Below are 23,522 nucleotides of genomic sequence, written 5' to 3' on the forward strand. Positions count from 1 at the left end.
ACATCGCATTTTTCCTAAATTTATTATTAACAAATTTAAAGCTAGCATTGCTACGCTACATTGGTCCAATACGGTTTGATGCAGAGCCTATGCGCCAACATTATACCTCTTCTACGAATCACTCACCTCTTTTTCTACTTGCTTAACTGGAATATTAAATATAATAACTAATAACCAAATATGAAAAAATAAAAAGAAAGACTAAATATTTTATAGGCTAAATAGAGTTGCTTTTTACGGCATTGAGTAAAAATTATACATGAGTACCTCCTTGAAACGAAGAACCAGATGGCATCCTCTTGTAAAATTAAGTGAGTTATAACAATAATCTAATCAAAGAGAGCAGTCTGCTATGGGTTAAAATCTAGCCACCTGGATGCCCCCCTATGCATCAAAGGAATTGTCACTTGAACGGATTGATAGGTGATCAACGTGCTTTACCCTGCAGAATGTAATATCGCCATTCTCAATAAGCATCGCCCGTCGCATAATTGCACGGTAGCGGAGATGCCCCAGGAAGAAGGGGATCTCCGCAGCGACGCTGTACAACAGGTATAAGAAGGCTCGGCAAGCGAGCATTCTCCTGCCTCAACAGAGTCATGCTCCCGAGGGCCGGAGCTTGCAGGCCAAATTCCAGGCCGTACTGGATCGGCGGTCATAAGTGAGGCTGTGTATGCAGAGTATTGAGGTAGTGCGGCCTCTGTCCTGAGGGGATCCAGCGCTAGCGCGCAATCTGCGAAGGAACCAACGACCGGATTGATGTCATCTAGAATCAACTGAAAACCAAAAGGAGAACCAGAAGCTCCAGAGAGCTACGCCGCAAGGAGGCCCCATCTCGCGGAAACCACTGGGCTGCTAGTGTTTGACCCGCCTCATTCAAGAGGGCCTTGATTAGGGCTCTTCGTCGTTGGGTGTGGAATTCGCCCCCTGAGCTGGGCCAGGATATGACCTCCACGACGACAGGAGGCATGGCATGGACGGCACCCAGATTCTGACCCTCGGCCTGGGCCTGGAAGCGCCCTGGATCCTCAAGGACCAGCACCTGGATACCTCCGTGTCGCCCCACCGCCTCGATCTCTATGTCGAGGCCGAGCGTGGCAGCCTCTACCCCTGTCCTGAGTGCGGCGAGGCCTGTCCGGCTCATGACTTCGCTGACAAGACGTGGCGGCACCTGAACTTCTTCCAGCATCACTGCTACCTGCATGCCCGCGTGCCTCGCACCAAGTGCCCCGAGCATGGCATCAAGCGCATCGAGGTGCCCTGGGCGCGGCCGGGCAGCGACTTCACCCTGCTGTTCGAGCAAGCCGCCATGTCGCTGGTCAAGGAGATGCCAGTGCTGGCCGTCTCCCGGCAGCTGGAAATCTCTGACAAGCGGCTGTGGCGCATCGTGCCCCACTACGTCGGCCGGATGCTGGGGGAGCTGGATCTGAGCAACGTGGCCACCGTCGGTGTTGATGAAACCGCCTCTCGGCGCGGTCAGCGCTATGTGACGGTGTTCCTCGATATGCAGCGCAAGCAGGAGCCGGTGATCTTCGCCGTCCCCGGCCACGGCAAGGACGCTATCAAGGCCTTCAGCGCCTTCCTGGCGGCCCATGGCGGCGATCCGGACAACGTGGTCGAGGTCGTCTGCGACATGTCACACGCCTTCCTGAGCGGCGTGGCCGAGCACCTTCCCACGGCCGAGGTCACAGTCGACTGGTTCCATATCGTGCAGACCTTCACCAAGCGGCTAGACGAGGTGCGCAAGAAGGAGCGCCGCGAGCAGGAACACCCCAAGTCGCTGCGCTGGGCCCTGCTGAAGAGCCTGGACAACGAGAACCTGACGCCCAAGCAGCTGGCGGCGCTCCAGGAGCTGGTGGCTGACCAGAGCGCCACGTCCGATGCCTGGGTGATCAAGGAGAAGCTGCGCTGGATCCAGAAGGCGCCGACGCCACGCGCGGCTCGGTGGCGCATCACGAACTACCTCAAGGTCATGAAGGCGGCGGTCGCGGTGAAGCCACTGCTAACAGCCGATGGGAAAAGCGCTGGCGACGCTGGAGCGCCATGCCGATGCGGTGGTCAGGAGGTGGATCTCGGGACTGACAAACGCACGTCTGGAAGGCATGAACGGCCTGTTTCAGGCGGCGAGGTCACGCGCACGGGGTTACCGGAACGAGGCCAACTTCATCGCCATGATCTACCTGATTGGCAGCCCGGTGGGCCGTCTGTTCGATCAGGCCAAATCCACATGAAACGACGAAGAACCTTGATTAGCCCCCCTGAAGTGACTGGTCAGTGGTTTCTTAATCACGCATTCGGCCCCTGACGCCAGTGCTCTCGTTAAGCAACAGCACCAGATGTGGAATCCTGGTGTCGGCATTCTTGGCAGAGCCGGGGTTGCCCTCGCACAATAGATCGCCGACCATGTCGCCGGTTTCGGCAAACGAGCCGACCAGTGGTGAGTAGATCCGTGTACTGACATAGCCGAGGAAGGCCGAACCGCCCTGATGGCCGTGGACCTCGATCGGCACGTAGTCGATGTCTAGCATCCGTTGCTTGGGTGACTTTCCGTTCTTCAGCGACGGCAGCACCGGACCATCAGCCGCAGCAGGCCTTCGTGCAAGGCAGCTGTCTTGTCATTACGGCCAGTCATGTCAGCAGCCGCGACATCATGGCTTGAGACGGCCGCTCCTGGGCCGGGGGAAACGTCTCTACATCACTGCAGACCAGCTGCCAGAGCGAGACACGGCGCAACATGGCGGTATCTCTGTGATCAATCCAATCCATCGCCCACTACAGCACCAGATAACGCACCTTACTGACCAGCACGTGGCGAATAAGCTGCGAGTGGTGTGGGTTGACAAGATTGTCTTCGAGCCTCTCGACCTCGCCGTTGTTGTATAAGGCTTCACGCAGCAGCAAGGCACCACTGTCGCTGGTCGTACACTGACCGTTCCGATGGACACACCCAGAGCCGCTGCACGAGGGCGACCAAGTCGTTAGGGACTCAACAATGGCGAGCAGTCCTCTTGAACCAAGTTCATACAACCTCTTGATTCCAAGATAAAACTATTCGCCATCTCCATTTCCAGGTCTGCCTCATAAATATCCCGGGCTGCCTATTTCACGATAACATCCGAAAATCCGAATGCATTAATCCAGCTCTTCATTTAACATCGCTGTCACAAGGTCGAGAAAGCTAGTAGCTAGCATTGACGGTGGCCTATAACCCGGCAACACTGCACTATAGTGAAATTCGATTACTTCACTTAATGGTTTTGCTACCAACCCTCTTTCACCATATAAATTGGCTGTCAAAGGGTCCACTATAGAAACCCCACCACCGTTCAACACCATCTCGCACGCGACACTAGAAAGTTGTGTGTCCAGCCTTATTTTACGCTGCACTTTGTTATCTGAAAAAATCTTGTCAACAAATGGGCGAGAGTCTTGATTCTGCCCAAAAGAAATATAATTCTCTCCCTCAAAATCATCTATGCTTACAGTATCTTTCATTGCCATCCAATGATTCTTTGGCATGACAACTTTCATAGGACTAGACTTTAAATGTATAACTTTTACTGATGGGTCTTCAATCTTAAGGCCTATAAAACCAATATCACATTGCTGTGTTGCCATCCAGTCTAAAACTTTCTGAGAGCTGTGAGACTGGAGTGTTATTGTAATGCCATCATTTTTTACTGAAAACTTGTTCACCGCTTCGGGGAGCAAACAATGAGCTATTGCAGGCATCCCAACAACAAACAATCTCCCAGTTCTAAAATCCTTAATCTCCTTTGCTGATTCGGCAATTTTATCAAGACCAGTAAAAACTTTTTCCACATCATCAAAAAAGGCCATTGCTTCTGGAGTTGGAAGCAGCCTGCCTTTATCTCTATGGAATAAAGAAAAACCAACATTATATTCCAAATCTGATATAAGCCTGCTTGCGGCAGGCTGCGAAATATGCATTGCTTTGGCTGCTTGAGTAACGGTCCGATATATCATTAGTGCACGAAAAGCTTCGATTTGCCGCAAATTCAACATTTATCACACCTTAATAAAAAATACTTTCCATGTAAAAAAACCGCACACCATGTTCATTAAACTGCTTTATTGAACATCCTTTGCCAAAAGAATAACGCCCTCTTCCGATTAATTCATTATCGCCTTGCAATATCCGCAGCAGTCAGACAGAAACCAGTCCATAAAAATTGAAAAATCAATAGGGGACACACCTTTATGGAATAGTTTATTTATATCGCACCTTACAACACAAATTCTTTGAGTCCAACACACCTCAATATTTTTTAAAGATTGTTGATGTATCCCAATTCATTGGGTGCGCCCAAAACCAAATAATATACTATCTGCCCAAGAAGTGTAGGTCTGATCTCTGCCGGTCAGCGCCGGGGAATCAGGATCAGCGGCCGGCCCGTCCGGCTGGATACCCAAATGCTGGCCGCGTTCGGCGAGTACCGGGTGCCCACTGCGCTGTGGGACTACATGAGCCGCTATGCCTGCTGGCTGGAGCCCGCGATCACGCATGAGTGGGTGCAGCTGATGCAGGACTACAACCCGCAGGCCGATGTAGGTCTGCTACACCGGGCGCTAACCTGGCCGGAGAGCCGGCGTGAAACGCACAAGGTTCGCCGACTGATCGCCAGGCACCTGATCCGGCCGGCACCGCTGCACTGCGTGTGGTCCCACCAGGATCTGCACCGCCACCATTACGCGGTGGACCACTGCTTTCCGTGGTCACGCTGGCAGAACAACGATCTCTGGAATCTGCTGCCAGCCACCGAGCGGGCCAACGCCGCTAAGTCCGACCGCCTGCCCGCTGCTGCACTAATGGAGTATGCCAGGCAGGACATCCTGGCCTGGTGGGAGATCCTGGACGCAGAACCTACCCTCGCCAGCCAGTTCCGCGACGAAGCGCAGGCTTCTCTGCCGCTCCTGCCCAGCGGTGCGGACCTGACCCAGCTATACGACAGCGTGCTGCTGCAGCGTCAGCGACTCAAGGCCAACCAGCAACTGGCGGAGTGGCAGGGCCTGGCCAAGTGAGCGGCCCCGTGTGGAGACTCGCCATCTTCTCCAACGCCCGCCACATTCCTTGATACCATTGCCGACAACACTCAATCGACGCCCGCAGGTGACGCAATGCCGCAAGCCCCCGAGATCTTCAAACGCAGCCTCGACGACCTCAAGCTCGATGGCCTGCCGCCGCGAGATGACCCGGGCTTCGAGGATGCTGTCCTGCAGACAATCACGCTGCAGTACGCCGCCAAGGGCTACACCGCGGCGATCGTCGTCCAGGATGGGCATGTGCTGGGGGTGGCGCGCAGGAGGGTGTCGAGCCCAAGCAGTACATTCTGGGCCTGCTCGAGCATCGCTTCCTGGAGGACGCACTGCCGGCACTCGAGGTCATGGCCGAGATGACCGACGACCCCGAGATCCTCTACAACTACGGCGTCTGTCTGTCGGAGATGGGACGTGCAGAAGAGTCGGTGGCGCCGCTCAAGGCCTGCACCAAGGCGGAACCTGAGTATGCCCATGCCCACGCGGCCCTGGGCTTCTCCTACGTGAAGCTCGGTGAGCTGGACAAGGCAGAAGCCACCCTGCGCAATGCCGCCGATAAGCTGCCCGACGACCTGTGGATCAACCGCAATCTGGCAGGCCTGCTGGCCAAGCGCGGCAAGCATGAAGACGCCAAGCCCTACTTCGAGCGTGCCTTGGCGGCCAACCCCAAGGATGTCGCCACCCTGTACGGCCTGGCGCTGAACCTGGAGGAGCTCGGCCCGCAGAATCACGAGCAGGCCATCGGTATCTACCAGCGCATCATCGAGCTGGAGCCGAACTCACCGATCGCCACCGAGGCCAAGAAGGCACTGAGCCGCCTGGCCCAGGGCTCCATGAAGGAGAAGGCCGATGGTGGCCTGCGCATGGACGCGGTGATGTACATGACTGGCGCCTTCGAGACCTTCGCGAACATGGAACAGCAGGAGCTGGCGAAGGTGGTCTTCGAGATCGCCAAGCTGGGCGAGAGCGGGCTCTCCATCAACGACCCGGACAAGCGCTACACGCTCAAGAGCCTGGACGGCGACTTCTCCGGCCTGCAGCTGCTGTCGATGATGCATGTCGGCCTGAAGCAGATCGATCCGTCGCTGGACACCCAGTCCGGTCTCGATGCCGAGTACGACGCCGCCAAGACCATGGCAGGCAAGTAAGACGCTCCCTCCCCGGCCGGGAGCTTACCGCTCCCGGTTGTTTCCCAGGATCACACAGTGGTGTCGCCCCCCCGCCAGGCGTGTGCCGCAGCAGGCGCAGGGGCTCGAGGAGAACTCCTCGTCCCTGTCGCTATCGCCTACCGCGATCTGCCCCTCCTCACGCTGGATCTCGGCGATGGCCTCGCGAATCTCCCGCTCCCGGGCCTCGGCTTCCTCCTCACCCAGCGAATAGTCCAGCCCGCTGGTATCGTCGTTGGCGATGATCATCAGGCAGTCGGTGCAGACCATGAAGTCGTCGTCGATGACCGATGGCACGCCACCCTCCTCACACATCAGACCGTAGCCGGAACCGTCCACCACCCAGCACCTCCAGACGAAACTTTGGCGGACAGCCCTTGGGCCAATCGGTGGTGAAATGCCGCTCGAGCCATTCCCGAATGCGCGGTGAGCCTCTGTCGCGAAACTCGGTGCACTGATTCCAGAAGCCCGGGGTCAGCTGGAAGGTTTCCCATCGGCCATCCATCTCCACCTCAATCGACGACCAAGCACGGTCGAAGTGGGCGTCACGGTTGGGGCGGCCCACGCGGATGCCGTAGACGGGTCTTGCGCTGGATCCACCTCGCCAGGCACTGGCTTGCATGTGACCTCCTCTTCTCCGTCAGCGCACCGGATAGCACGCATCGCCCCAGTGGCGGTGGGCATTGTCCAGCAGGATGGCGATGATGGCCGGCACCACCTCGCCCATGATGTTGTTGGCGTCGCGCAGCTGCTCGCGGTTGACCGAGCTGCCCCAGGTGGCGCCGCCGTGGATCAGCTGGTTGCGCAGGGTGTAGAGCCGCTGGAAGACGATGCTCAACACGGTGCCGGTGTCGTGATTGGCCAGCGCCGCATGGGCCGCCTGACGCGCCGAGGCGAAGCGCTCCTCCCAGTCCTCGCTGCCGGGGAGGCCATTCTGATGGTCCCAGTAGGGCTGGAAGACGTAGCGGTTGTCGAGCAGCACGCGGATCGCCCCGGGGTAGCGGCTCCACACCAGCTGGTAGAGGTAGTCGTGGTGGTCCAGCTGGCTCAGGCGCTGCAGGAACTCTCCCAGCAGGCGGCTCTCGGGCACGCGCATCTCACCCAGGTCGTTGGCATACGCGGCGTTGAAGGCGATCCACAGGAAGATGAAGCGGCCGTCGTCGTCATCGCACAACTCCGAGCGCAGCAGCCAGCTCAGTGCCCGATGGATACGCAGGCCGATGCCTTCGGCGTGCTGATGGCGCTCGGCCCGCTGGCGAGCCTTTAGATGCGAGTGGGTCATCCACATGACGGTCTCCTCCTTGAGATTGTGGGTGTCACGAGAGTATGGCCCCTAAGGCGCACCCCTGCAGTGATGGTGGCAGACCTCCTGGTGTCTTGCGTAATGCCACGTACCGATTCTAGGAGTTATCCGGAACGCAGGCTGGCGTTGACATGCCTACCCGGGCTCCCGTCATCCCACAGCAATTCCTGTGCGGCAATGCTCCCCTTCTGAGCTCGAGTGAGGATGCGCCAAGTTCCCTGACCACAAGCGACCTCGAAGCTGAGCTGAAAGACATAGTCGAGGTCGTAGTAGCCATCGAACGCCTCGACCTTGACCCCTTCGCCAGGACAAACATCGTGATAGACGAGGTTGGCCCCCTCGAGCGACAAGGCATCGTCATCCGCTGTGATGAAGCCCCCCGTAAAAGCGGCAACGTGCGCAAGGGTTTCATCGGTGTCATTAACGAAGAACAGCTCGTCGGCGTTGTCGCTTCGTAGGGAAAACAGTCGAAATAGAGGGCGTCTGGATTCACTCGCCCGAGGACTCACCGACCCACCAAAGCTGCTCTATTTCTGATCCGGCGGTAGCCACGGCGGAATATCCTGTAGACGCTTGGGTTCCTTGCGATTTCCTCCTGAAGGGGTCATAATCTGCCGTCGCTAATCACCCATTGAAGCTTGAAGCGGTCAACGGTGCAGGTAACTCTGGTTTGGTTTTATAAATCCGGTGAACTGGCTCACCGGATTGTTTACCGTGAGACAGAGTGCATGGACTATAGATTAGCTGTTTCTTACCTGACTCTCCATCGCCAGTTTCATACAAACTTTCTCACCATCATCCTTGCTGCCTTTGCTTTGTATATCTTTGTAAAAACTCCATCCACAATAAGTCCGGGTATTCTTGTTCACAACTTTTCTGCACAATGGACAGTGCTCGAAATCTGAAGCGTCTACTAGGCTGGAAAGCCATTCTGTGTCGTCCAAACCGGTATCAATAGCAGACTGCACTTCAACAACATCCAATACTTCATGTGTGTCGGTATCCATGTTTACCGACAAAGCACCAATGGCATTGTCTCGGCACATGCTCAGCAGGTCTGCTAGGCGGTCGTTGTCGTGAAAACTGCTGTAATCCATCTGTGGGATCACGATATAAGTGTAGTTGGCACGAGAACGGTAATTCACTGCCTGGCTGATGGCTTGAGAGATGCTGCCAATGTCATTAGCAGGCTTCACCTCAAAACTGTACATGATGAATTTATCACCCTCCATTCTCCGGGATATCCGGAACCCGACAATATCAGCATTCTCGTAACGCCTTCCTTTCCGCTTCCGCTGTGCGTGATCTTTTTCGTCAAGATCAAAGAGCGACTTTACATGCTCCTCGATGGCTTCTCCGAATTCCTCTTCACGCTTTCGCGAGCTTCTACTACCTCCTTGGTACTTGTAAATATCCAATGACAAAGTAAAGCGACGACTTCCTCTTCCCGGTGAAAATCTGTAGCTGTAACCAGAGGCATCATGGTCCTTGAAGCCTTTCCTCAGGTCCCCAAGCTCAAGCTGCGCGCCGGATTTTTCAACAAACTCCTGAGTTTTGGGGAGGATATCTGACACTGCCTTGGCAAGAGTCCCAGTTGTAATTTTTCGTTTCATCAGACCGGTAGCAAGCTCAACGCCTACTGCTTCCGGGAAGCGAACCTCGTTGAGCTCCAAAGGTCCTCCATGTCCTTGCCCGGCGTTCCACTCAAATCCGAGTTCGGCTTGCGACTCGACAAAGCTGCTCTTGAACTTGCGCCAGTCGAGCGGCAGCGTCATTTTCTTCCCAGCGAGCGTGGTCGCCTCTTCCTCGCTGAGATCCTTCAGCATGGAAGGAGAGATCGTGGACTGATCAGTAGCCCAGCCTTTTTCGAGCATGATTGCGCTGCAAGCTTCAATCTTTTCGATCGTCATTATGTCTTCCCTGGTTTTGTGTTGCATTTGAAGAAGTGTCAGGTGTTAGTGCTGCATACCCAGGCCATGTTGTCTGCCGTCAGCTCACTCTCGCCATTCCAGCGGTAGGCGCACAGCTTGTTCGGGTCGTCGCTGCGGTGATGGCCACCGGCGATGCTGTAATCCAGGCAGGCGATATAGCGATTGAGCGGCTCGGGCGTGCCGGTCAGCCAGTAGTGGCCGACAAACAGCGGCTTGTCACCGGCATAGCCGGGCAGCACATCCTCGGGAATCGGCTTATGCGGGATGTCATTGATGGCTTCCGCCGGCACCATGGCCAGGTCGCGATAGGTCAGGCGCTCCAGCTCCCACCAGCGGGTGCGGATGTGGTGGCGCGGGTTGCCATCCTTGTCGGAGAACTCGTATCCGGTGGGGAGAGGCACCTCCAGCCCCTTGAGCAGGGTTTCCAGGGCCTCGAAGCCTGCCCCGTCCTTGCGGGCCAGATCGGGCCAGGCATCCGGCAGGATGCGCTGCTGTGAATCGACAAAGCCCTCGAGGGTGTCGATGGACGGGAGGTGCCAGCAGGCATGCACCACGCGCAGCTCCTCCAGGTCGAGATAGAGCGGCAGCGTCTTGAACCAGGCGATATGCTCGCGATGCAGCTCACTGCCCTCACCAACCTGCTCCAGGTAGTCCTGGTGCTGGCCGCGGTTCTTGTCGTTGTGCGTGCGCAGGTGCTCGCCGGGGTGCTCAGGGTCCGGCGTGGCCCAGGCCACGGCATTGAACTCATGATTCCCCATCACGGCCAGTGCCGTGCCGGCCTCGACCATGGCGCGGGCGATCTGCACCGTCTCGACCTGGTGTGGGCCACGGTCGACGAAGTCACCGAGGAAGATCACCCGTCGCTGCTCGGGATGTGACCAGACACCGTCGGTTTCCCGGTAGCCCAAGGTGTCGAGCAGTCGCTTGAGTGGCTCGGCATACCCATGGATATCGCCAATCAGGTCATACATGCAGGCCTCCTGTGCCCGTTACTGACAATGCGTGTGCGCTCAGAACCCCGGGTATTTCTCCCATACCCAGTCGTTATCCTTGCCGCCCATCTCATCCACATCCCAATCGTTCACAGCCAGCAGGTCCTGGGCCACCTCGGTGATCACCTCGCGAAGCTCCAGGGGCTCCAGCCAGGCGCTGGGGATGGCGTTGACCCCATACATCACGCCGAGAAGATTGCCGGCGATGGCACCGGTGGAGTCGGAGTCGCCGTCGTGATTGACGGACAACATCACGCCATGGCGAAAACCCTCGGCGACGAGCGCGCAGTAGACGGCAATGGCCAGCGCCTCCTCGGCCACCCAGCCCTCGCCGAGAAAGCCAATGGCCTGCTCGGGGGAAAGCGTCGAGTCGGCCAGCTCGATGGCGGTGATCAGAAACTGCGATGTCTCTTCATGGTCAGCGTGCGTCTTCAGCTCCTCCATGGCCAGCTCGAGGGCACCGCGCAAGGTGTTGCCATGCAGCAGCTGCAGGATCAGTGCCGCCAGGACGCCGGCCGGCAGGATTCCCGAAGGATGAGCATGGGTGATCGCGGCCGATTCACACGCCAGCTCGAAGGCGGGCCAGATATCGTGGCTGGGCCAGAGGTAGAGCCCCACCGGGGCGACCCGCATCACTCCGCCGCAGCCCTTGCTGTTGTTGATGGCCTTGTCACCGAGGAGCGTCATGGATTGCAGCGCCGAGAGGCAGGTATTCCCCGGGGCACGCCTGTGGTGCAGTTCGCGATGCTGGATCAGCCACCCTGGCGCCTCTTCCAGGCTGTGCTTCAGCAGCCCTTCGCGGATTTCCGGGGTCGGCTCGCTCCCTTGGGTCACCAGCCAGCGCAGGTAGGCGTGGGCGATGACGGAGGGCGGATGACACATGCCGCGCATGCTGCCGCGCACATCGGCACGTAATAGCCCTTCGGCGGTGAACAGCGTCATCTGGGTGTCGTCGGTGATCACACCGAGCCCGCCGAAGGCCGGTGCATAGTCAGCAATGCCCTGCGGGCCAAATTGCTGGTGGATTCGCTGGCGGCTCATGAACTCGACCGGCGCGCCCAGGGCATCGCCGACGGCGCCCCCGAGCAGACAGCCGGTGAAACGTTCCTGCAGGGTCGGCATGGCAGGCATGGACTGGCTCCTTGTCGTTTCGAGGGACCGCGAAGGCCCGATGCCTTCAGTCTGACGGCCTGATACGACACTTCATGTCGCATCATCCTTGTCATCACTCAGCAGGGAGACTGGCTTGCCCTTGAGGGTCATACTGGCTTGAGACAGCCCCCTTCCCGAGGCCTCCCCCCGCACCTCGCCGCTCGGTGCGATCTCCAGCTGGTGATCCTCAGCGTAACAGAAGAGGTAGCGCTGGATGCGTCCCCAAATTTTCAACTCGCCTCCGGTATCAGCTATGTGCTGACGTACCGTCTGCTGGGCAGTCTGCAGTTGCTCCTCCCAGGGCAGCCGGAAGGTATCCGGGGGTAGAGGGAGTCGGCGTTTCGACTCGATCATGGCCAGGATGAAGATTGGCATCCCCGGGCGATCCGCGCGCTTGAAGCCGGTATCGACGAACAGCCACGGCGGGTAGGCCTGGCGTTCGGCCTTCTCGAGCGCATCACGCTCGGCGATGAATGCCCGGCAGCTGTGCTCGGGGATGCGCAAGGCGCGGCACAGGGCACGCAGGAAGTCACGGCGGCCATGAACGAAATCATACATGGGCGTCCCCAGCCCCAGCGCCGGATCCGCCAGCACCATGGCGAGGCGCTCACGGTGACGACGGCCTGGCTTGGCGTAGCCCATCTGGCGAAGCAGGTCATCCTCCGCTCGGAACTTCGCGCGTTGCTTGATCTGCTGCGGCAAATCACTCATGGGTGTCTCCTCCATCGAGAGGCTCGGCATCCAGCAGCTCACCCAGCGAGCGCACCAGGGGCCTTAGGCGTGCCTGGTCCACCAGCTCGTCACCGAACCACACGGCCAGCGTGGTATGGAGCGCCACGGCGGGGGCGTCACCTTGTGTCAGCCGATCGACCAGGTAGCGCGCCACGGCGTCGTACTCATCGACGGCATCGTTCTCGACACAGCAGGTGTGCATCGGATCCTGGGTGAAGAGCCAGCGGGAGATGCGCTCCGCGAGGGCATCCCGACGTGCCGGATTTATAGGGGGTGTCTGCATCGCCTCGACCTCCTGTTCAGCGTGATACATCCAGGGTGACCTAGGCATGCGACACGGCATGTCGCTTTACCGGGCGAGCATGAGCCAGGTCGAGCCAGGAGGGAGAGACATGCGACGGGACGAGAGACTCGCTACGAGTCACGGAGTGATGGCGGCCATGGCCGCCGAACAGGTGGCGGCCTGGCGGCAGGATCGTCAGGCGTGGGCAGAACAGCGGCCGATCAGCGCGGCACTGGCGGAGCCGCTGGAGAACGTGGCCGTGGACGAGCCGTGGCTCACTACGGCCACCACCGATGGCCGACGCTTGCTGTTTCAGCCTGCCTGGAGCACGGGCCTCGAGGAACCGCAGCGTCGCCAGATTCAGGAGCACCTGGTGTGGCATGCGGCCGCCGGTGACTACCGGCCCTCTCACCATGAGTCGCCCCACCGCTGGCATCTGGCCTGTGATCACGCCATCAATGCCCAGTTGTTGCAGCTGGGGGCGCCCCTGCCTGCAGAAGCAGTGCTGTTCCCGGCCGCGATTACCTTGGGGCGTGAAGAGGTCTACGCCTGGCTGGCTGACCATCCCTGGCCAGAGGCCGAGCATCCCGCGGATCAGCTATACGGCCAGATCGACGCCGCCCCGGCACTCCACGACCTCGAGAAGCTCAGGGTCGAATGGCAGCGGCATCTCCGGGCAGCAGTGAAGCACTACCTGGGCACACGCTGGCTGTCGGACGATGTGGCCGCGTGGCTCCTCACGCGCGTGTGATTTGTCGCTTCACTTCCCTTAGGCTGGCAGAGTGAGTCCAGCACCCCGACAAGGAACGTCCATGTCCGAGATTCGCGATACCCTGTTCCGCTACCTGGCCATGCTGCAGCTGATCCCGCGCAGCCCGGGCCGCATCAGCACGCCGGTGCTGCTGGAGAAGCTCCAGGAGCGAGGGTTCCAGATCGATACCCGCTCGCTGCAGCGCGACCTGCGCGACCGCCTCTCGCTGCACTTCCCGCTGGTGTGTGACGACAGCCAGAAGCCCTACCGCTGGTATTTCGATCGCGACTTCCATTGCAGCCTGCCGGCCCTGGACATCCCCAGCGCCCTCACCCTGGTGCTGGCCGAGGAGTACCTGAAAGGCCTGCTGCCGCCGGTGGTGGTCGACCAGCTGGCCCCGCAGTTTCGCGACGCCCGCCAGCTACTGGATGACCTAGATCAGAACGGGTTGAGCCAGTGGGCCCGGCGGGTGCGTGCCATACCCAACGGCAAGGCACTGATTCCGGCACCGCTCAGCGCGGCGACGTGGCAGACAGTGTCCGAGGCCTTGCTGAGCCAGCGCGCCATCGATGTCACCTACCTGTCGCGTAGTGCCGAGGAAGAAAAGCACTTCACCCTGCACCCGCAGGGGCTGGTCAGCCGCCACAGCGTGACCTACCTGCTGGCCACGGTGAACGACTACACGGATGTACGCCAATTCGCCCTGCACCGCATCGAGGAGGCACGCCTCAGCGAGGCTGCCTGGCATGACGCCGGGGACTTCGACCTGGACGACTACATCGCGGGCGGCGCCTTCGGCTATTTGCAGAGCAAGTTACCCGTAACGCTGGTAGCCAATGTCGCACCCCAGGTGGCCTGGCTGCTCAGCGAGACACCACTGTCCGAGGAACAACGGCTTACGCCGCTACCCGGCAGCGATTGGCAACGGCTGGAGGCGAAGGTACCCGACGACCAGCAGACCCTGTGGTGGCTGATGGGCATGGGCGCCAACGTGGAGATCCTTGAACCTGAGGCCTGGCGGGCCGAGATTTATGAGACTGCCAGGGCCATCGTTGAGCGCGGAGAATGAACAAAACCTTTTCTTTCACTCAACCCGACGCATACGGAATTTGCCGCCCTCGATCATTCCAGTGATCGGGTGATGCGCTCACGGCGATGGAACTCCAGCGGAGCCCCCAGGGCATCCCCCACCGCCAGGCCCAACAGGCAGCCTTCCCAACGTGAGTGCGACTCTGTCACGGTCATGGATCTACCGACTCCACCCCCACCGTCTTCTCCGCCCCCACCTCGTAGCCACTGACCAGCACGTAGCGGCTGCCGCGCCGGTGATCGGCCCACTTGCCGCGATAGAAACGTTCGTCGCGCAGCTGTCGCCAGTAGGGCGATACCGAGCGCGGAGCGGTCATCGCCAGGGAGAGCTCGCGATCCTCGCGGTCGACACCGACCTGAGCGAACGGAACGCCTTTCTTCCCCTCCGGATGCTTGTTCTTCATCCAGGACGGCACGCCGCTGGACTGCGCCTCGGGATAGGCCGAGAGATACATACCCAGCGAAAGCACATAGCGCACCACCTCGCGCAGGATCATGCCCTCTTCGTCCGCCAGCGGGGCGGCGCGACCGCCAGCATGCTCGATCGCCTCGCGGTTGATGAAGTCACTGATCTGATGAGGCGAGAAAGCCCCGCGCAGCATGGTCGGGTTGACGCTCGGCTGGGTGTCCAGCGGATTGTGGATCGCCACCATCAGCCACGGCTCGCCGATGCCGAGCATATCGACGCCGTTGGGATTGCCATGGGCGCCCAGGAAGCTCTCGTAGCGTCCGGGCAGCGTGGTGGAGTCCACCCAGGTGACCAGAGCACCGTCCACCGGGTGGCCATGGAACGTCTGGCTCGTCGGGAACGAGAGGGTGCAGAACTCCCAGGGCCACGACCAGGCATCGCCCTGCACCTGGCTGAGCTTCACCGTCTGCAGCCACTGCGACAGGGTCGGTTCCGGCACCACCACCCTGCCCTCGCGGGCGTGGTGCCACTCGAGCATCAGCACCTCGCCGTTGATGGAGAGCGCAAGCTCCTGATCCTGCAGCATGCTGGCGAAGACCTCGGCCTCGACCTTGGGCTTCTTGGGCAAGCCCATCATCTTCATCACCGAGCGCACATAGCGGCGGGTGAAGCTGGGATAGTGGCGATAGGTGGACTGGCTCATGAGTGGCTCGGCGTGGCAGAAGCGATGGCATCAGGGTACACCACCGACGGCTGATCCGGATGCTTGACAAATCTCAGAAAAGGAACAATCATGCTCTTTACAAAGTGACCTAATGGAATATTCACATGCCGCAAGCAGCCCACCCCTCTGCACTTGACCCAGAGCTGACTGAAGATCGCCTACATGATTTTGCACGGCTCATTCTAGACGTCTACTCCGAGGCAATTTCCAGCACACAGCACAAATACGATGATGCCTATACTCAAGGCTCTAGAGGTTGGGCTTGGGTGAGAAAAGCAATTCTAGAAAATGAAACCCGCTTCTCTTGGTTAAGAATTGTTCACCGAGGTAACGACATCCAGTTTAGAATAGGCGATACCACAGTATTCCGCTTCTTTTGCGATGACCCCGAAAGCCCAAAAAAGAAATTCGCGCTAACGCCAACCGAAGCAGAATCCTCAAATATCACTTTGCCTTTATTTGAAGATGCGCATGAAGAAGAGGAACCTGACGGACTCTGGCGCTTCATGATCAGAAAGGCAATTGAAGAGGATGACGAGCATGAAGTTTTTTGCGTAAAATACAAACCTGGACTAAAGCAAGCAATCGCAAAATGGCAATTTAACAAAGCCATAAAAACCTTTGTTTCTTCAAGTGAAGAAATACCTGCTGCTGCCAAGCTTCCGCCGATCAACCTCGAGCCTCGCCGAGATATTTTAGTCGAAGATGAAACCCATGAAATCCAGAAGTCACACGATGGCACAGTTTGAAGGAAGCCAGCTTCGCCTTGCTCGCCACTACTGGGGGAAAACGTTAAGCGAAATTGCTGAAGAGATCGGAAAAACGAGACAGTACATCTCTCAAATTGAGAATGGAAAAGCAGGGAAAAACATTAGCAGCGATACGGTTGAGCTAATCAGCAAGTGCCTTAAAGTAACACCTGAGTTTTTTTACAAGCAAACTCCACCCGGCCCCTCTGAGGATCAGGCGCACTTCCGCCGGCTATCCTCTACCAAGGTAAGCACACGATTGAAGGTGCTAGCCAGGGGGACCATTTTCGGCCATCTTGCCAACTATATTGATAGGCGCGTCGCTTTGCCTCATGTAGACTTTCCGGATTTCTCTGGAGCGGTGAGTTTTGAAGAAATTGAGCGTGCCGCCGAGCGCACCAGAAGCTATTGGGGATTAGGATTAGGCCCAATCGACAATATGGTAAGCGTCGTTGAGCATGCAGGGGCATTAGTGACATTTTTTCGTGACGCCTCAACGGAAATTGATGCCCTATCAATCCCAGCATCAAGGCCCATAATTGTTAGAAACGATGCTAAAGAAAGCCCCTTCAGGCAGCGTTTCGACATTGCCCATGAGATGGCACATCTAATATTACACGAAGGAATAATTACGGGAGATAGAGCAACCGAAACCGAAGCAAACCGCTTTGCATCGGCTTTTCTCCTCCCAAGGGCTACGTTTGCTAAAGTATTTCGCTTGAAAGGAAGGCGCTTGGACTGGCAATGCATAACTGAAATCAAAATGCAGTTCGGAGCCTCTAAAGCAGCTATTTTATATAGAGCCAAGTCTCTAGGAATGCTCACCGAGCAAACCTATAAAGGCGGAGTGATTTACCTAAAAAACAGCGGGCAAAGCAAGAGAGAAAATGAGGATCACCTTGTAAAGAAAGAGCAAGCAGAGCTACTGATAAAGTCATTCAAAGTTTTGCATGAGCATTTCGGAATGAACCTGATCGACCTTGCTGCGGAAATAGGCGTACAGCCAGAGCTTCTGGCAAATGTGCTGCCCGAAATCCCAGACAATGAGCTCTCTCAAGAATGGTATACGAGATTTAGGCGCCCATCCTTAACCATTGTACAGTAGCGCCACCACATTGTTCCTCTTGAAATGCAGACTCCCAACCTGGAAGTCTGCATTTCGTTATCAACAGCTACCTCACCAAATTCATCAACTTATCATACGAGTCCACAACGTCATACTTCACCTTCGCCGTAGCGATGGTGTCGAAGAATTCCGTGGCGCACTTGATCTTGGCCTGCTCGATTTCACGCAGCTCCAGCGATGACATACTGCCCTTGGTCTCGGCCACGAAGTAGACGTGTTTGACATCATTCTCGTTGAAGGCGATGGCCCAGTCGGGGTTGTAGTTGCCCACCGGCGTCGGGATGAAGAAGCTCTTCGGCAGCTTGGCGTAGACCACCACCTCCTTGCCAGTGTCGAGTTCTTCGACGAAGTCCTGCTCGATCTTGGAATCGGTCACCACGTAGTCGTAGACGTGGCGGTTGGCCTTGTAGGCTCGATTCAGCTGGTTCTCAGGCTTCTCGATGGTGAAGATTTCCCGGCTGTGCTGCTCGTTGATGGGGTCGTAGCTGATGTGCTCGACTACCATGCTGGCCTTCTGCTCGTTGATCAGCCTGGCAGCCTGGGCCATGAAGTCCTCGGGGTTCATCTGGTACTGCTTGAAGGTCTTCGGCTGAACCTTGGAGAGAATCGCCGCCACGGTACGCCGCGTCAGCTGCGTGGCCTCGGCCAGGCGGCCGATCAGGTCGTACTGGACCGCCGAGTGAAGCGAGCCATCATGCTTGACCCGCTCGCTCTCGTTGACGGTGAAGGCCTGCCCGCTAGTCATGTCCTGGTAACTGGCTTCGGCCTTCTGCGTACCACGCTCCACCTGATACTCCAGGCGCTTCACGCTGAGCTTCAGTTCCAGATAGCCCACGCATTTCTTGATCAGCTCGTTCGAGTCGAAGCTGACCGAGTAGGCCGCCTTGCGGTTGATGCGCTCCCAGAGCTCTTGAAATTCCTTCTTGTGGAAGTTGTCGTTGAGCGGGTTCAGCTTGGCCTTGCGGCCGTCCTCGATGTGCGGCAGCTGGGCGTTGCTGAAGACGCTGTCGATCAGCTGGAAGACCTGCTGTGCATGGGGCTGCAGCGCCTCCGGCAGCTCGGCCAGGGTGCCGTCCTCCTTGGCTTGGTGGTAAGCCTCGGTGATGTGGTCGGCGTTATCCGTGTAGTCGTGCTTGAGCAGGTAGCGGTAGATCTCCTTGGCCATGGCGGGCGTGACCTCAACCTCACCCTCCTCCGACACGAGCAGCTTGCCGGTGAAGTAGGCCTCATCGGCGACCCGCGGGCGCTCGGAGAGGTCATTGCTGATATCGCGCTGCAAGGCGGTGACAAAATCCTTGTAACTCTCGCTGGCGACCACCGTCAGCTCGTTGATGTCGTGCACCGTCATGGGATCGTCCATGCGGTCCCCCAGCTGATTGACCGCCAGGCGCAGGCCACGCCCGACCTCCTGGCGCCGGGAGATGGTGTTGTCGCTGTGCTTCAGCGTGCAGATGACGAACACGTTGGGGTTGTCCCAGCCCTCACGCAGTGCGGAGTGGGAGAAGATGAAGCGCGTGGGCTCATCGAAGGAGAGCAGGCGCTCCTTGTCCTTCAAGATCAGGTCGTAGGCATCGACATCGTCCGTCTCGGTCGAGCGAGCCTTGGTCTTGGGGTCGACGAGGCGCTTGGACTTCTTGTCGATGGAGAAGTAGCCATTGTGGGTGTCCGAGGCGCTGATGCCCTTCAGGTAGCGGTTGTACTCGCTGTCCTCCAGGGTCAGCACCTGGTTGAGCTGGTGGTTGTACTCTTCCTCGAAGATCCGGGCGTACTCACCCAGCACCTCACCGCTCTCATCGTACTGGCGGTATTTGGCCACCTCATCGATGAAGAACAGTGTGAGCACCTTGACCCCCTGGGAGAATAGCAGCTGCTCCTTCTTGAAATGGGCCTTGACCGCCTCGCGGATCTGGATCTGGCGCAGCGCCTTCTCGGTGACATCGACGGTGACCTCTCCAGCGGTGAGCTCGACGCCGTTGGTGAAGCTGAGCTGATCGATCCTGGCATCAATATCCGAGACGACGAAGCCCTTGTACTGGTCCAGCCCATCCGACAACTCATGCAGGTTGTCGCCCTTGCCCAGCTTGCGGCGCTTGCGCTTCACGCCGCTGACCGACTTCTCCTCGTACTCGACCCAGGCCACAGGAGGCTTGTTCTTCGCCGTCTCGATATTTTCCAGGTAGAGGTAGGCATCGGTGCCGGTGAGGCCCTTGGTGGTGACACCATGCACCGAGATCTTCTTCACCAGCTTCTGGTTGTAGGCGTCCAGGGCATCAAGGCGGTGGATCTTGTTGTAGGTCGTCTTGTGGGTGGCTGAGTAGCGCGCGATGAAAAGCGGGTTGAATTTTCCCAATGACTTCAATGCAGTATCGGTCCCCATTTTCTGGGGCTCATCGACGATCACAATAGGTCGGTTAGCCTTGATGACATCGATCGGTCGCCGCGACTGAAAGTCATCCAGCTCATCATAGATGCGGAGGTTATCGGCACTGCGAGAATTGAAAGCCTGAACATTGATGACCATCACACTAATGCCGGCATCCGAGGAAAAATTCTCTACATTGTGCAGCTGCTTCGAGTTGTAGATAAAGAAGCGCGCCTTCTCCCCGTAGCTCTCCAGGAAGTGGTCGGCGGTTATCTGCAGCGATTTGTAGACCCCCTCGCGGATGGCGATGCTGGGTACCACCACGATGAACTTGCTCCAGCCGTAGCGCTGCTTCAGCTCGAACATGCTCTTCAGGTAGACGTAGGTCTTGCCGGTGCCGGTCTCCATCTCCACGTCTAGATTGATCGAGCAGCCGGTCTTGTCATCCTTCTTCAGGCCATCAGAGAGCGGCAGATTCTGGCGACGCTGCACCGCCTTGATATTGCTTAGAATCTCAACCTCAGACAGCTCCAGCGCAGCGTTCTTGAAGCCGGCGTCGTCAGGGTCTGGCGAAGCATACATATCCCGCTGCATCGGCTGCGCCAGGGGCGCGGCCTCGCCCGGATCGATGCGGTAGCGGATACCGCTACTGAAGGGCTGGCCAGCAAAGCAGTCCACCAGCGCCTCGACAGCCCGCGTCTGGTACTCCTGAGTCTTGAACTTGAGCTTCATGATGTTTCATCCTCCCCGCCTTGTTCCGTATCACCGCCCTTGAGAATGCGGTCAAAATCGCTTTCGAATAGGCGATCCTGCAGAATACGGAACTTCTCAAATTCGCTTTCCGCAAATGCCTTGGCGAGTTTTGCGGTTACCTTGCCGCTATCCTGAAGCACCTCGCGATCATCGAACTCCAGGAACATATCCAGGCGCTTGGCCCAATCCTCCATGGTCATGGGGATCTCACGGCGAGCGCGTTCTTCAGCAAGGTCCAAATAGGCGTTGACGATTCGACCCAGCGACTCCAGCTCCTGCTGCGTCAGGTAATTCTTGGCAACAGCCACATCCGTTTTGACAACCTTCCCATCTGGAGCGTTGCCCCACGATGTAAGCCCCATATGAGGTTTGCTGCTATCCGCCCTGGCCTTGATCAGCTCGGCAGCAGTATGGCCGTGGATGGCGAAGTGGAGCTTGTTCTGTACTTTGGCAAAGAACTCTTTGGTGGTAGGCGCTGCGGAATTGTAATCCACGCTGGTCGCATAGATATCGGTGATCTTTTGATAGAAACGGCGCTCACTGAGCCGGATCTCGCGAATCTCGGCCAGCAGGTGCTCGAAGTAGTCTGCTCCCAGAAAGCTGCCGTTCTCCATCCGCTGCTTGTCAATGACATAGCCCCTCACAGCGAACTTTTTGAGCACCTGAGTTGCCCACTGTCGGAACTGCGTGGCGCGGATCGAATTGACTCGATAGCCTACAGAAATGATGGCATCCAGGTTGTAGTGCTCCACCGAACGGGAGACCTCGCGCTGACCTTCCTGCTGAACTGTTCGGAATTTCCTAACAGTTGCCTCTCGGTCGAGCTCACCGTCGGCATAAATATTCTTGAGATGCTCGCTGATGGTCGATTTGGTGACATCAAAGAGCTCGCCGATAAGCTTCTGCGAGAGCCAGATGGTGCCATCCTCGTAGCGGGCCTCGATGCTTTGCTCACCACTCTGCCCAGTGAAGATGAGAAACTCCGCCGTGCTGTTGCGAATCAGTTGGCTACCTTCTTGTGGGCGCTTATCCTGGCTCATAGCACCTTCACCTCGGTGTTGGGCGACTTCTGGGCGAAGATCTGCTCGACGTTGATCTTGACGCTGTCGCTGGCAAAGCCGGCATCGCGGAATACCACGCGCAGCGGCTCGTATTCGGCGAGCTGCTTGACGAATACCTCGTCGATATCGAGGTCGAAGCAGGCGGCCAGGGCCATATGCTTCTCGTCTCCATCGACAAAGAAGACGGTTTTTCCATCAAGCTCCTGGCGGGAGATGGGAAGCGACAGGTCTACGCCCCAGTCAAGCAGGACCTGGAAGAGCAGGTCTTCTGAACTCCGGCCCTCACGGATATTATCGATATTCTCCGAGATCAGGTCCTGGCTAAGTGCGTCCGGCGAATAGTGGATATCGCGCATATTTGACGAGTCAATCTTCATGACGCGAAAGCCAAGATCAAGAGAGCTTGCCTTCTGGTTATCTACTTCTGATGAGAGCTCTTTAGCGTAGTTTTTAATACGCATAGCCCCCATTTCAAAGATTGAGCCAAGCTCGGGCTCAGGCTTGGGAAGCGGCTCGGGAATTTGCACTCCGATAAAGCGGCGGGCTCCCCCATCGTCATAATTTTGCTTTAGCACTGCATGGGCTGTCGATGCGCTTCCACTAAAGAAGTCAAGCACAATATCGCCACCATCTGGCGATGTGGATAGCTGCAATATCCTCTGTATCAGCTCAACTGGCTTGACCGAGTTGAGGACATTTTCCGTCTCTTGGAAATCAACATACTTCAATAGCGTTTTTTTGGCATCCTGAGTGTGCCCCACTTCTTTGTAAGGCCAGATTGTTTGAGGTGTTCGGCCAGAAGAAACTTCATTCAAAAAGCGTTTTACCGCCGGGCTATTATTTCCATCTTCACCCCACCAGATTCTATTGTCTTCCTTCAGCTCTTTGAATTTCTTCTCACTATAACGCCAGTAGGCCCCTCTGGGCGGCCCGTCAATAACTCTCCCCGAAGGACACGTAATTGGATAGATGCCTGCATCATAGCGATTCCTTGCAGACATGTTCTCAGCTTTCCACGGGCCACGTGGGTCGCTGTCTGGGTTTTTGTAACGCGCTTCCATCTCTGCCGTTCTCGGCAGCTTGTTTGGCCTCCATGAGACCCTATCTTTGGCATAGACTAGAATATAGTCGTGGTCCTCTGAGAACCAGTAAGCTGAATTCTTCGGTGCGTAAACCTTTTGCCAGATGATTTGTGCAATAAAATTCTCACCGCCAAAAACTTCATCACACAACTTTCTAAGGTTGTCTACCTCATGATCATCAATGGAAATGAAGATCACGCCATTATCACATAAAAGGTTCTTTGCCAGCCGCAGCCGCGGGTACATCATGGACAGCCAGTCCGAGTGGAACCGGCCGTTGGACTCGGTATTGGCAACTAATCGACTACCTTGATCATCGCGCTGCCCTGATGAATCTAGATAGTCTTCAAAGGACTCGCGATAGTCATCGTCATAGATAAATTCACGCCCTGTGTTGTAGGGCGGATCGATATAAATCAGCTTGACCTTGCCCAAGTAAGTTTCCTGAAGAAGTTTCAGGGCTTCAAGGTTATCCCCCTCAATAAAAAGATTCTTGGTGGTATCGAAGTCCACGCTCTCTTCCCGGCACGGACGCAGCGTCTTAGCAATCGGCGCGTTGGCCGCCAGCAGGGCTTCCCGCTTACCGGGCCAGTTGAGGTGGTAGCGCTCCTTTGGCCCGTCGACGATATGATCGCAGAGCTCCTGGCGCAGCTGGTCGAAGTCGATGGCTTGTTTCATCCGCCCCTGTTCATCCCGCACTTCGGTGACGCAGCTTGGGAACAGCTCGGCCAGCTTGGCGATACTGTCCTCGGTCAGGTTGGGCGAGTGCATCTTCAGCTTGTCCATGGTGTCGCGTGTC

At 57.3% G+C, this 23,522-nt stretch carries 22 protein-coding genes and 2 pseudogenes; 8 read left to right on the top strand and 16 right to left on the bottom strand.

The window, feature by feature from the left end:
- Positions 1 to 973: 973 nt before the first annotated feature.
- Positions 974 to 2,231, top strand: a pseudogene (locus RM463_RS09585) (ISL3 family transposase).
- A 57-nt stretch (positions 2,232 to 2,288) separates the two neighbouring features.
- Here the strand turns inward: RM463_RS09585 and RM463_RS09590 are convergent.
- Both RM463_RS09590 and RM463_RS09595 read right to left on the bottom strand, forming a co-directional pair.
- A pseudogene (locus RM463_RS09590) lies at positions 2,289 to 3,027 on the bottom strand (transposase); the annotation flags it as partial.
- A 105-nt stretch (positions 3,028 to 3,132) separates the two neighbouring features.
- Positions 3,133 to 4,026 (bottom strand): LysR substrate-binding domain-containing protein, encoded by an 894-nt coding sequence (locus RM463_RS09595; protein ID WP_311429847.1) that lies wholly within the window; start codon positions 4,024 to 4,026, stop codon positions 3,133 to 3,135.
- 408 nt (positions 4,027 to 4,434) lie between these two features.
- On the opposite strand from RM463_RS09595, the gene RM463_RS09600 reads away from it, so the two are divergent.
- The 3 genes from RM463_RS09600 to RM463_RS09610 all read left to right on the top strand — a co-directional run bounded on the left by RM463_RS09600 (position 4,435) and on the right by RM463_RS09610 (position 6,206).
- Positions 4,435 to 5,043, top strand: a complete 609-nt coding sequence (locus RM463_RS09600) for an HNH endonuclease domain-containing protein (protein ID WP_311429848.1) — start codon at positions 4,435 to 4,437, stop codon at positions 5,041 to 5,043.
- 96 nt (positions 5,044 to 5,139) lie between these two features.
- On the top strand, positions 5,140 to 5,418 hold the full coding sequence (locus tag RM463_RS09605; protein ID WP_311429849.1) for a hypothetical protein: 279 nt from the start codon (positions 5,140 to 5,142) through the stop codon (positions 5,416 to 5,418).
- Positions 5,406 to 6,206, top strand: a complete 801-nt coding sequence (locus RM463_RS09610) for a tetratricopeptide repeat protein (RefSeq protein ID WP_311429850.1) — start codon at positions 5,406 to 5,408, stop codon at positions 6,204 to 6,206. Before RM463_RS09605 ends, RM463_RS09610 begins: the two co-directional genes overlap by 13 nt.
- A 24-nt stretch (positions 6,207 to 6,230) precedes the next feature.
- Here RM463_RS09610 and RM463_RS09615 read toward each other — a convergent pair whose 3' ends face one another.
- The 9 genes from RM463_RS09615 to RM463_RS09655 all read right to left on the bottom strand — a co-directional run bounded on the left by RM463_RS09615 (position 6,231) and on the right by RM463_RS09655 (position 12,647).
- Entirely contained in the window at positions 6,231 to 6,566 is a 336-nt protein-coding gene (locus RM463_RS09615; RefSeq protein WP_311429851.1) for a hypothetical protein, read from the bottom strand.
- Positions 6,532 to 6,846: a hypothetical protein gene (locus RM463_RS09620; RefSeq protein WP_311429852.1), complete on the bottom strand. Its 315-nt coding sequence runs from the start codon at positions 6,844 to 6,846 to the stop codon at positions 6,532 to 6,534. The genes RM463_RS09615 and RM463_RS09620 overlap by 35 nt, the downstream gene beginning before the upstream one ends.
- 18 nt (positions 6,847 to 6,864) lie before the next feature.
- Complete coding sequence (locus tag RM463_RS09625; RefSeq protein ID WP_311429853.1) at positions 6,865 to 7,512, bottom strand: HEPN domain-containing protein; 648 nt, start codon at positions 7,510 to 7,512, stop codon at positions 6,865 to 6,867.
- 119 nt (positions 7,513 to 7,631) lie between these two features.
- The gene (locus RM463_RS09630; protein ID WP_311429854.1) at positions 7,632 to 8,036 is read right to left on the bottom strand and encodes a hypothetical protein; all 405 of its coding nucleotides are present in this window, start codon (positions 8,034 to 8,036) and stop codon (positions 7,632 to 7,634) included.
- A 231-nt stretch (positions 8,037 to 8,267) separates the two neighbouring features.
- The gene (locus RM463_RS09635; protein ID WP_311429855.1) at positions 8,268 to 9,437 is read right to left on the bottom strand and encodes a hypothetical protein; all 1,170 of its coding nucleotides are present in this window, start codon (positions 9,435 to 9,437) and stop codon (positions 8,268 to 8,270) included.
- Between the two features lie 38 nt (positions 9,438 to 9,475).
- Positions 9,476 to 10,429 carry a metallophosphoesterase gene (locus RM463_RS09640; protein ID WP_311429856.1) on the bottom strand — a complete coding sequence of 318 codons (954 nt, stop codon included), beginning with the start codon at positions 10,427 to 10,429 and terminating at the stop codon, positions 9,476 to 9,478.
- Positions 10,430 to 10,468: 39 nt separating this feature from the next.
- Positions 10,469 to 11,581, bottom strand: coding sequence for an ADP-ribosylglycohydrolase family protein (locus RM463_RS09645; protein WP_311429857.1), 1,113 nt, complete (start codon positions 11,579 to 11,581; stop codon positions 10,469 to 10,471).
- Positions 11,582 to 11,653: 72 nt separating this feature from the next.
- Complete coding sequence (locus RM463_RS09650) at positions 11,654 to 12,313, bottom strand: hypothetical protein (RefSeq protein ID WP_311429858.1); 660 nt, start codon at positions 12,311 to 12,313, stop codon at positions 11,654 to 11,656.
- On the bottom strand, positions 12,306 to 12,647 hold the full coding sequence (locus RM463_RS09655; RefSeq protein WP_311429859.1) for a hypothetical protein: 342 nt from the start codon (positions 12,645 to 12,647) through the stop codon (positions 12,306 to 12,308). Before RM463_RS09655 ends, RM463_RS09650 begins: the two co-directional genes overlap by 8 nt.
- 79 nt (positions 12,648 to 12,726) lie before the next feature.
- On the opposite strand from RM463_RS09655, the gene RM463_RS09660 reads away from it, so the two are divergent.
- The gene (locus RM463_RS09660) at positions 12,727 to 13,368 is read left to right on the top strand and encodes a DUF2201 family putative metallopeptidase (protein WP_311429860.1); all 642 of its coding nucleotides are present in this window, start codon (positions 12,727 to 12,729) and stop codon (positions 13,366 to 13,368) included.
- A 61-nt stretch (positions 13,369 to 13,429) separates the two neighbouring features.
- Positions 13,430 to 14,437: a WYL domain-containing protein gene (locus tag RM463_RS09665; protein WP_311429861.1), complete on the top strand. Its 1,008-nt coding sequence runs from the start codon at positions 13,430 to 13,432 to the stop codon at positions 14,435 to 14,437.
- 53 nt (positions 14,438 to 14,490) lie between these two features.
- Here RM463_RS09665 and RM463_RS09670 read toward each other — a convergent pair whose 3' ends face one another.
- Entirely contained in the window at positions 14,491 to 14,613 is a 123-nt protein-coding gene (locus tag RM463_RS09670; protein WP_311429862.1) for an ADP-ribosylglycohydrolase family protein, read from the bottom strand.
- Entirely contained in the window at positions 14,610 to 15,569 is a 960-nt protein-coding gene (locus tag RM463_RS09675) for a hypothetical protein (protein WP_311429863.1), read from the bottom strand. Before RM463_RS09675 ends, RM463_RS09670 begins: the two co-directional genes overlap by 4 nt.
- A gap of 125 nt (positions 15,570 to 15,694) precedes the next feature.
- Here RM463_RS09675 and RM463_RS09680 point away from each other — a divergent pair, with 125 nt between their 5' ends.
- Positions 15,695 to 16,339: a hypothetical protein gene (locus tag RM463_RS09680; RefSeq protein WP_152527138.1), complete on the top strand. Its 645-nt coding sequence runs from the start codon at positions 15,695 to 15,697 to the stop codon at positions 16,337 to 16,339.
- The gene (locus RM463_RS09685) at positions 16,326 to 17,444 is read left to right on the top strand and encodes an XRE family transcriptional regulator (protein ID WP_161629681.1); all 1,119 of its coding nucleotides are present in this window, start codon (positions 16,326 to 16,328) and stop codon (positions 17,442 to 17,444) included. The genes RM463_RS09680 and RM463_RS09685 overlap by 14 nt, the downstream gene beginning before the upstream one ends.
- Before the next feature lie 67 nt (positions 17,445 to 17,511).
- Here the strand turns inward: RM463_RS09685 and RM463_RS09690 are convergent, their stop codons facing one another.
- The 3 genes from RM463_RS09690 to RM463_RS09700 are packed head-to-tail and all read right to left on the bottom strand — an operon-like array spanning position 17,512 to position 23,509.
- Positions 17,512 to 20,559: a DEAD/DEAH box helicase family protein gene (locus tag RM463_RS09690; protein ID WP_311429864.1), complete on the bottom strand. Its 3,048-nt coding sequence runs from the start codon at positions 20,557 to 20,559 to the stop codon at positions 17,512 to 17,514.
- Positions 20,556 to 21,620: a virulence RhuM family protein gene (locus RM463_RS09695; protein WP_311429865.1), complete on the bottom strand. Its 1,065-nt coding sequence runs from the start codon at positions 21,618 to 21,620 to the stop codon at positions 20,556 to 20,558. Before RM463_RS09695 ends, RM463_RS09690 begins: the two co-directional genes overlap by 4 nt.
- The gene (locus RM463_RS09700) at positions 21,617 to 23,509 is read right to left on the bottom strand and encodes a site-specific DNA-methyltransferase (RefSeq protein ID WP_311429866.1); all 1,893 of its coding nucleotides are present in this window, start codon (positions 23,507 to 23,509) and stop codon (positions 21,617 to 21,619) included. The genes RM463_RS09695 and RM463_RS09700 overlap by 4 nt, the downstream gene beginning before the upstream one ends.
- Positions 23,510 to 23,522: the final 13 nt, after the last annotated feature.

The sequence above is a fragment of the Halomonas sp. LES1 genome (assembly GCF_031846005.1).
Lineage (GTDB): Bacteria > Pseudomonadota > Gammaproteobacteria > Pseudomonadales > Halomonadaceae > Halomonas.

Excerpts from the sequence above, each read along its gene's own strand:
- RM463_RS09610 (WP_311429850.1), top strand. The coding sequence starts at position 5,406 with ATGGCCGAGATGACCGACGACCCCGAGATCCTCTACAACTACGGCGTC.
- RM463_RS09685 (WP_161629681.1), top strand. The coding sequence starts at position 16,326 with ATGGCACAGTTTGAAGGAAGCCAGCTTCGCCTTGCTCGCCACTACTGG.
- RM463_RS09620 (WP_311429852.1), bottom strand. The coding sequence starts at position 6,846 with ATGCAAGCCAGTGCCTGGCGAGGTGGATCCAGCGCAAGACCCGTCTAC.
- RM463_RS09635 (WP_311429855.1), bottom strand. The coding sequence starts at position 9,437 with ATGACGATCGAAAAGATTGAAGCTTGCAGCGCAATCATGCTCGAAAAA.
- RM463_RS09680 (WP_152527138.1), top strand. The coding sequence starts at position 15,695 with ATGCCGCAAGCAGCCCACCCCTCTGCACTTGACCCAGAGCTGACTGAA.
- RM463_RS09645 (WP_311429857.1), bottom strand. The coding sequence starts at position 11,581 with ATGCCTGCCATGCCGACCCTGCAGGAACGTTTCACCGGCTGTCTGCTC.
- RM463_RS09625 (WP_311429853.1), bottom strand. The coding sequence starts at position 7,512 with ATGTGGATGACCCACTCGCATCTAAAGGCTCGCCAGCGGGCCGAGCGC.
- RM463_RS09650 (WP_311429858.1), bottom strand. The coding sequence starts at position 12,313 with ATGAGTGATTTGCCGCAGCAGATCAAGCAACGCGCGAAGTTCCGAGCG.
- RM463_RS09640 (WP_311429856.1), bottom strand. The coding sequence starts at position 10,429 with ATGTATGACCTGATTGGCGATATCCATGGGTATGCCGAGCCACTCAAG.
- RM463_RS09695 (WP_311429865.1), bottom strand. The coding sequence starts at position 21,620 with ATGAGCCAGGATAAGCGCCCACAAGAAGGTAGCCAACTGATTCGCAAC.
- RM463_RS09605 (WP_311429849.1), top strand. The coding sequence starts at position 5,140 with ATGCCGCAAGCCCCCGAGATCTTCAAACGCAGCCTCGACGACCTCAAG.
- RM463_RS09600 (WP_311429848.1), top strand. The coding sequence starts at position 4,435 with ATGCTGGCCGCGTTCGGCGAGTACCGGGTGCCCACTGCGCTGTGGGAC.
- RM463_RS09595 (WP_311429847.1), bottom strand. The coding sequence starts at position 4,026 with ATGTTGAATTTGCGGCAAATCGAAGCTTTTCGTGCACTAATGATATAT.
- RM463_RS09690 (WP_311429864.1), bottom strand. The coding sequence starts at position 20,559 with ATGAAGCTCAAGTTCAAGACTCAGGAGTACCAGACGCGGGCTGTCGAG.
- RM463_RS09675 (WP_311429863.1), bottom strand. The coding sequence starts at position 15,569 with ATGAGCCAGTCCACCTATCGCCACTATCCCAGCTTCACCCGCCGCTAT.
- RM463_RS09700 (WP_311429866.1), bottom strand. The coding sequence starts at position 23,509 with ATGGACAAGCTGAAGATGCACTCGCCCAACCTGACCGAGGACAGTATC.
- RM463_RS09655 (WP_311429859.1), bottom strand. The coding sequence starts at position 12,647 with ATGTATCACGCTGAACAGGAGGTCGAGGCGATGCAGACACCCCCTATA.
- RM463_RS09665 (WP_311429861.1), top strand. The coding sequence starts at position 13,430 with ATGTCCGAGATTCGCGATACCCTGTTCCGCTACCTGGCCATGCTGCAG.
- RM463_RS09670 (WP_311429862.1), bottom strand. The coding sequence starts at position 14,613 with ATGACCGTGACAGAGTCGCACTCACGTTGGGAAGGCTGCCTGTTGGGC.
- RM463_RS09660 (WP_311429860.1), top strand. The coding sequence starts at position 12,727 with ATGCGACGGGACGAGAGACTCGCTACGAGTCACGGAGTGATGGCGGCC.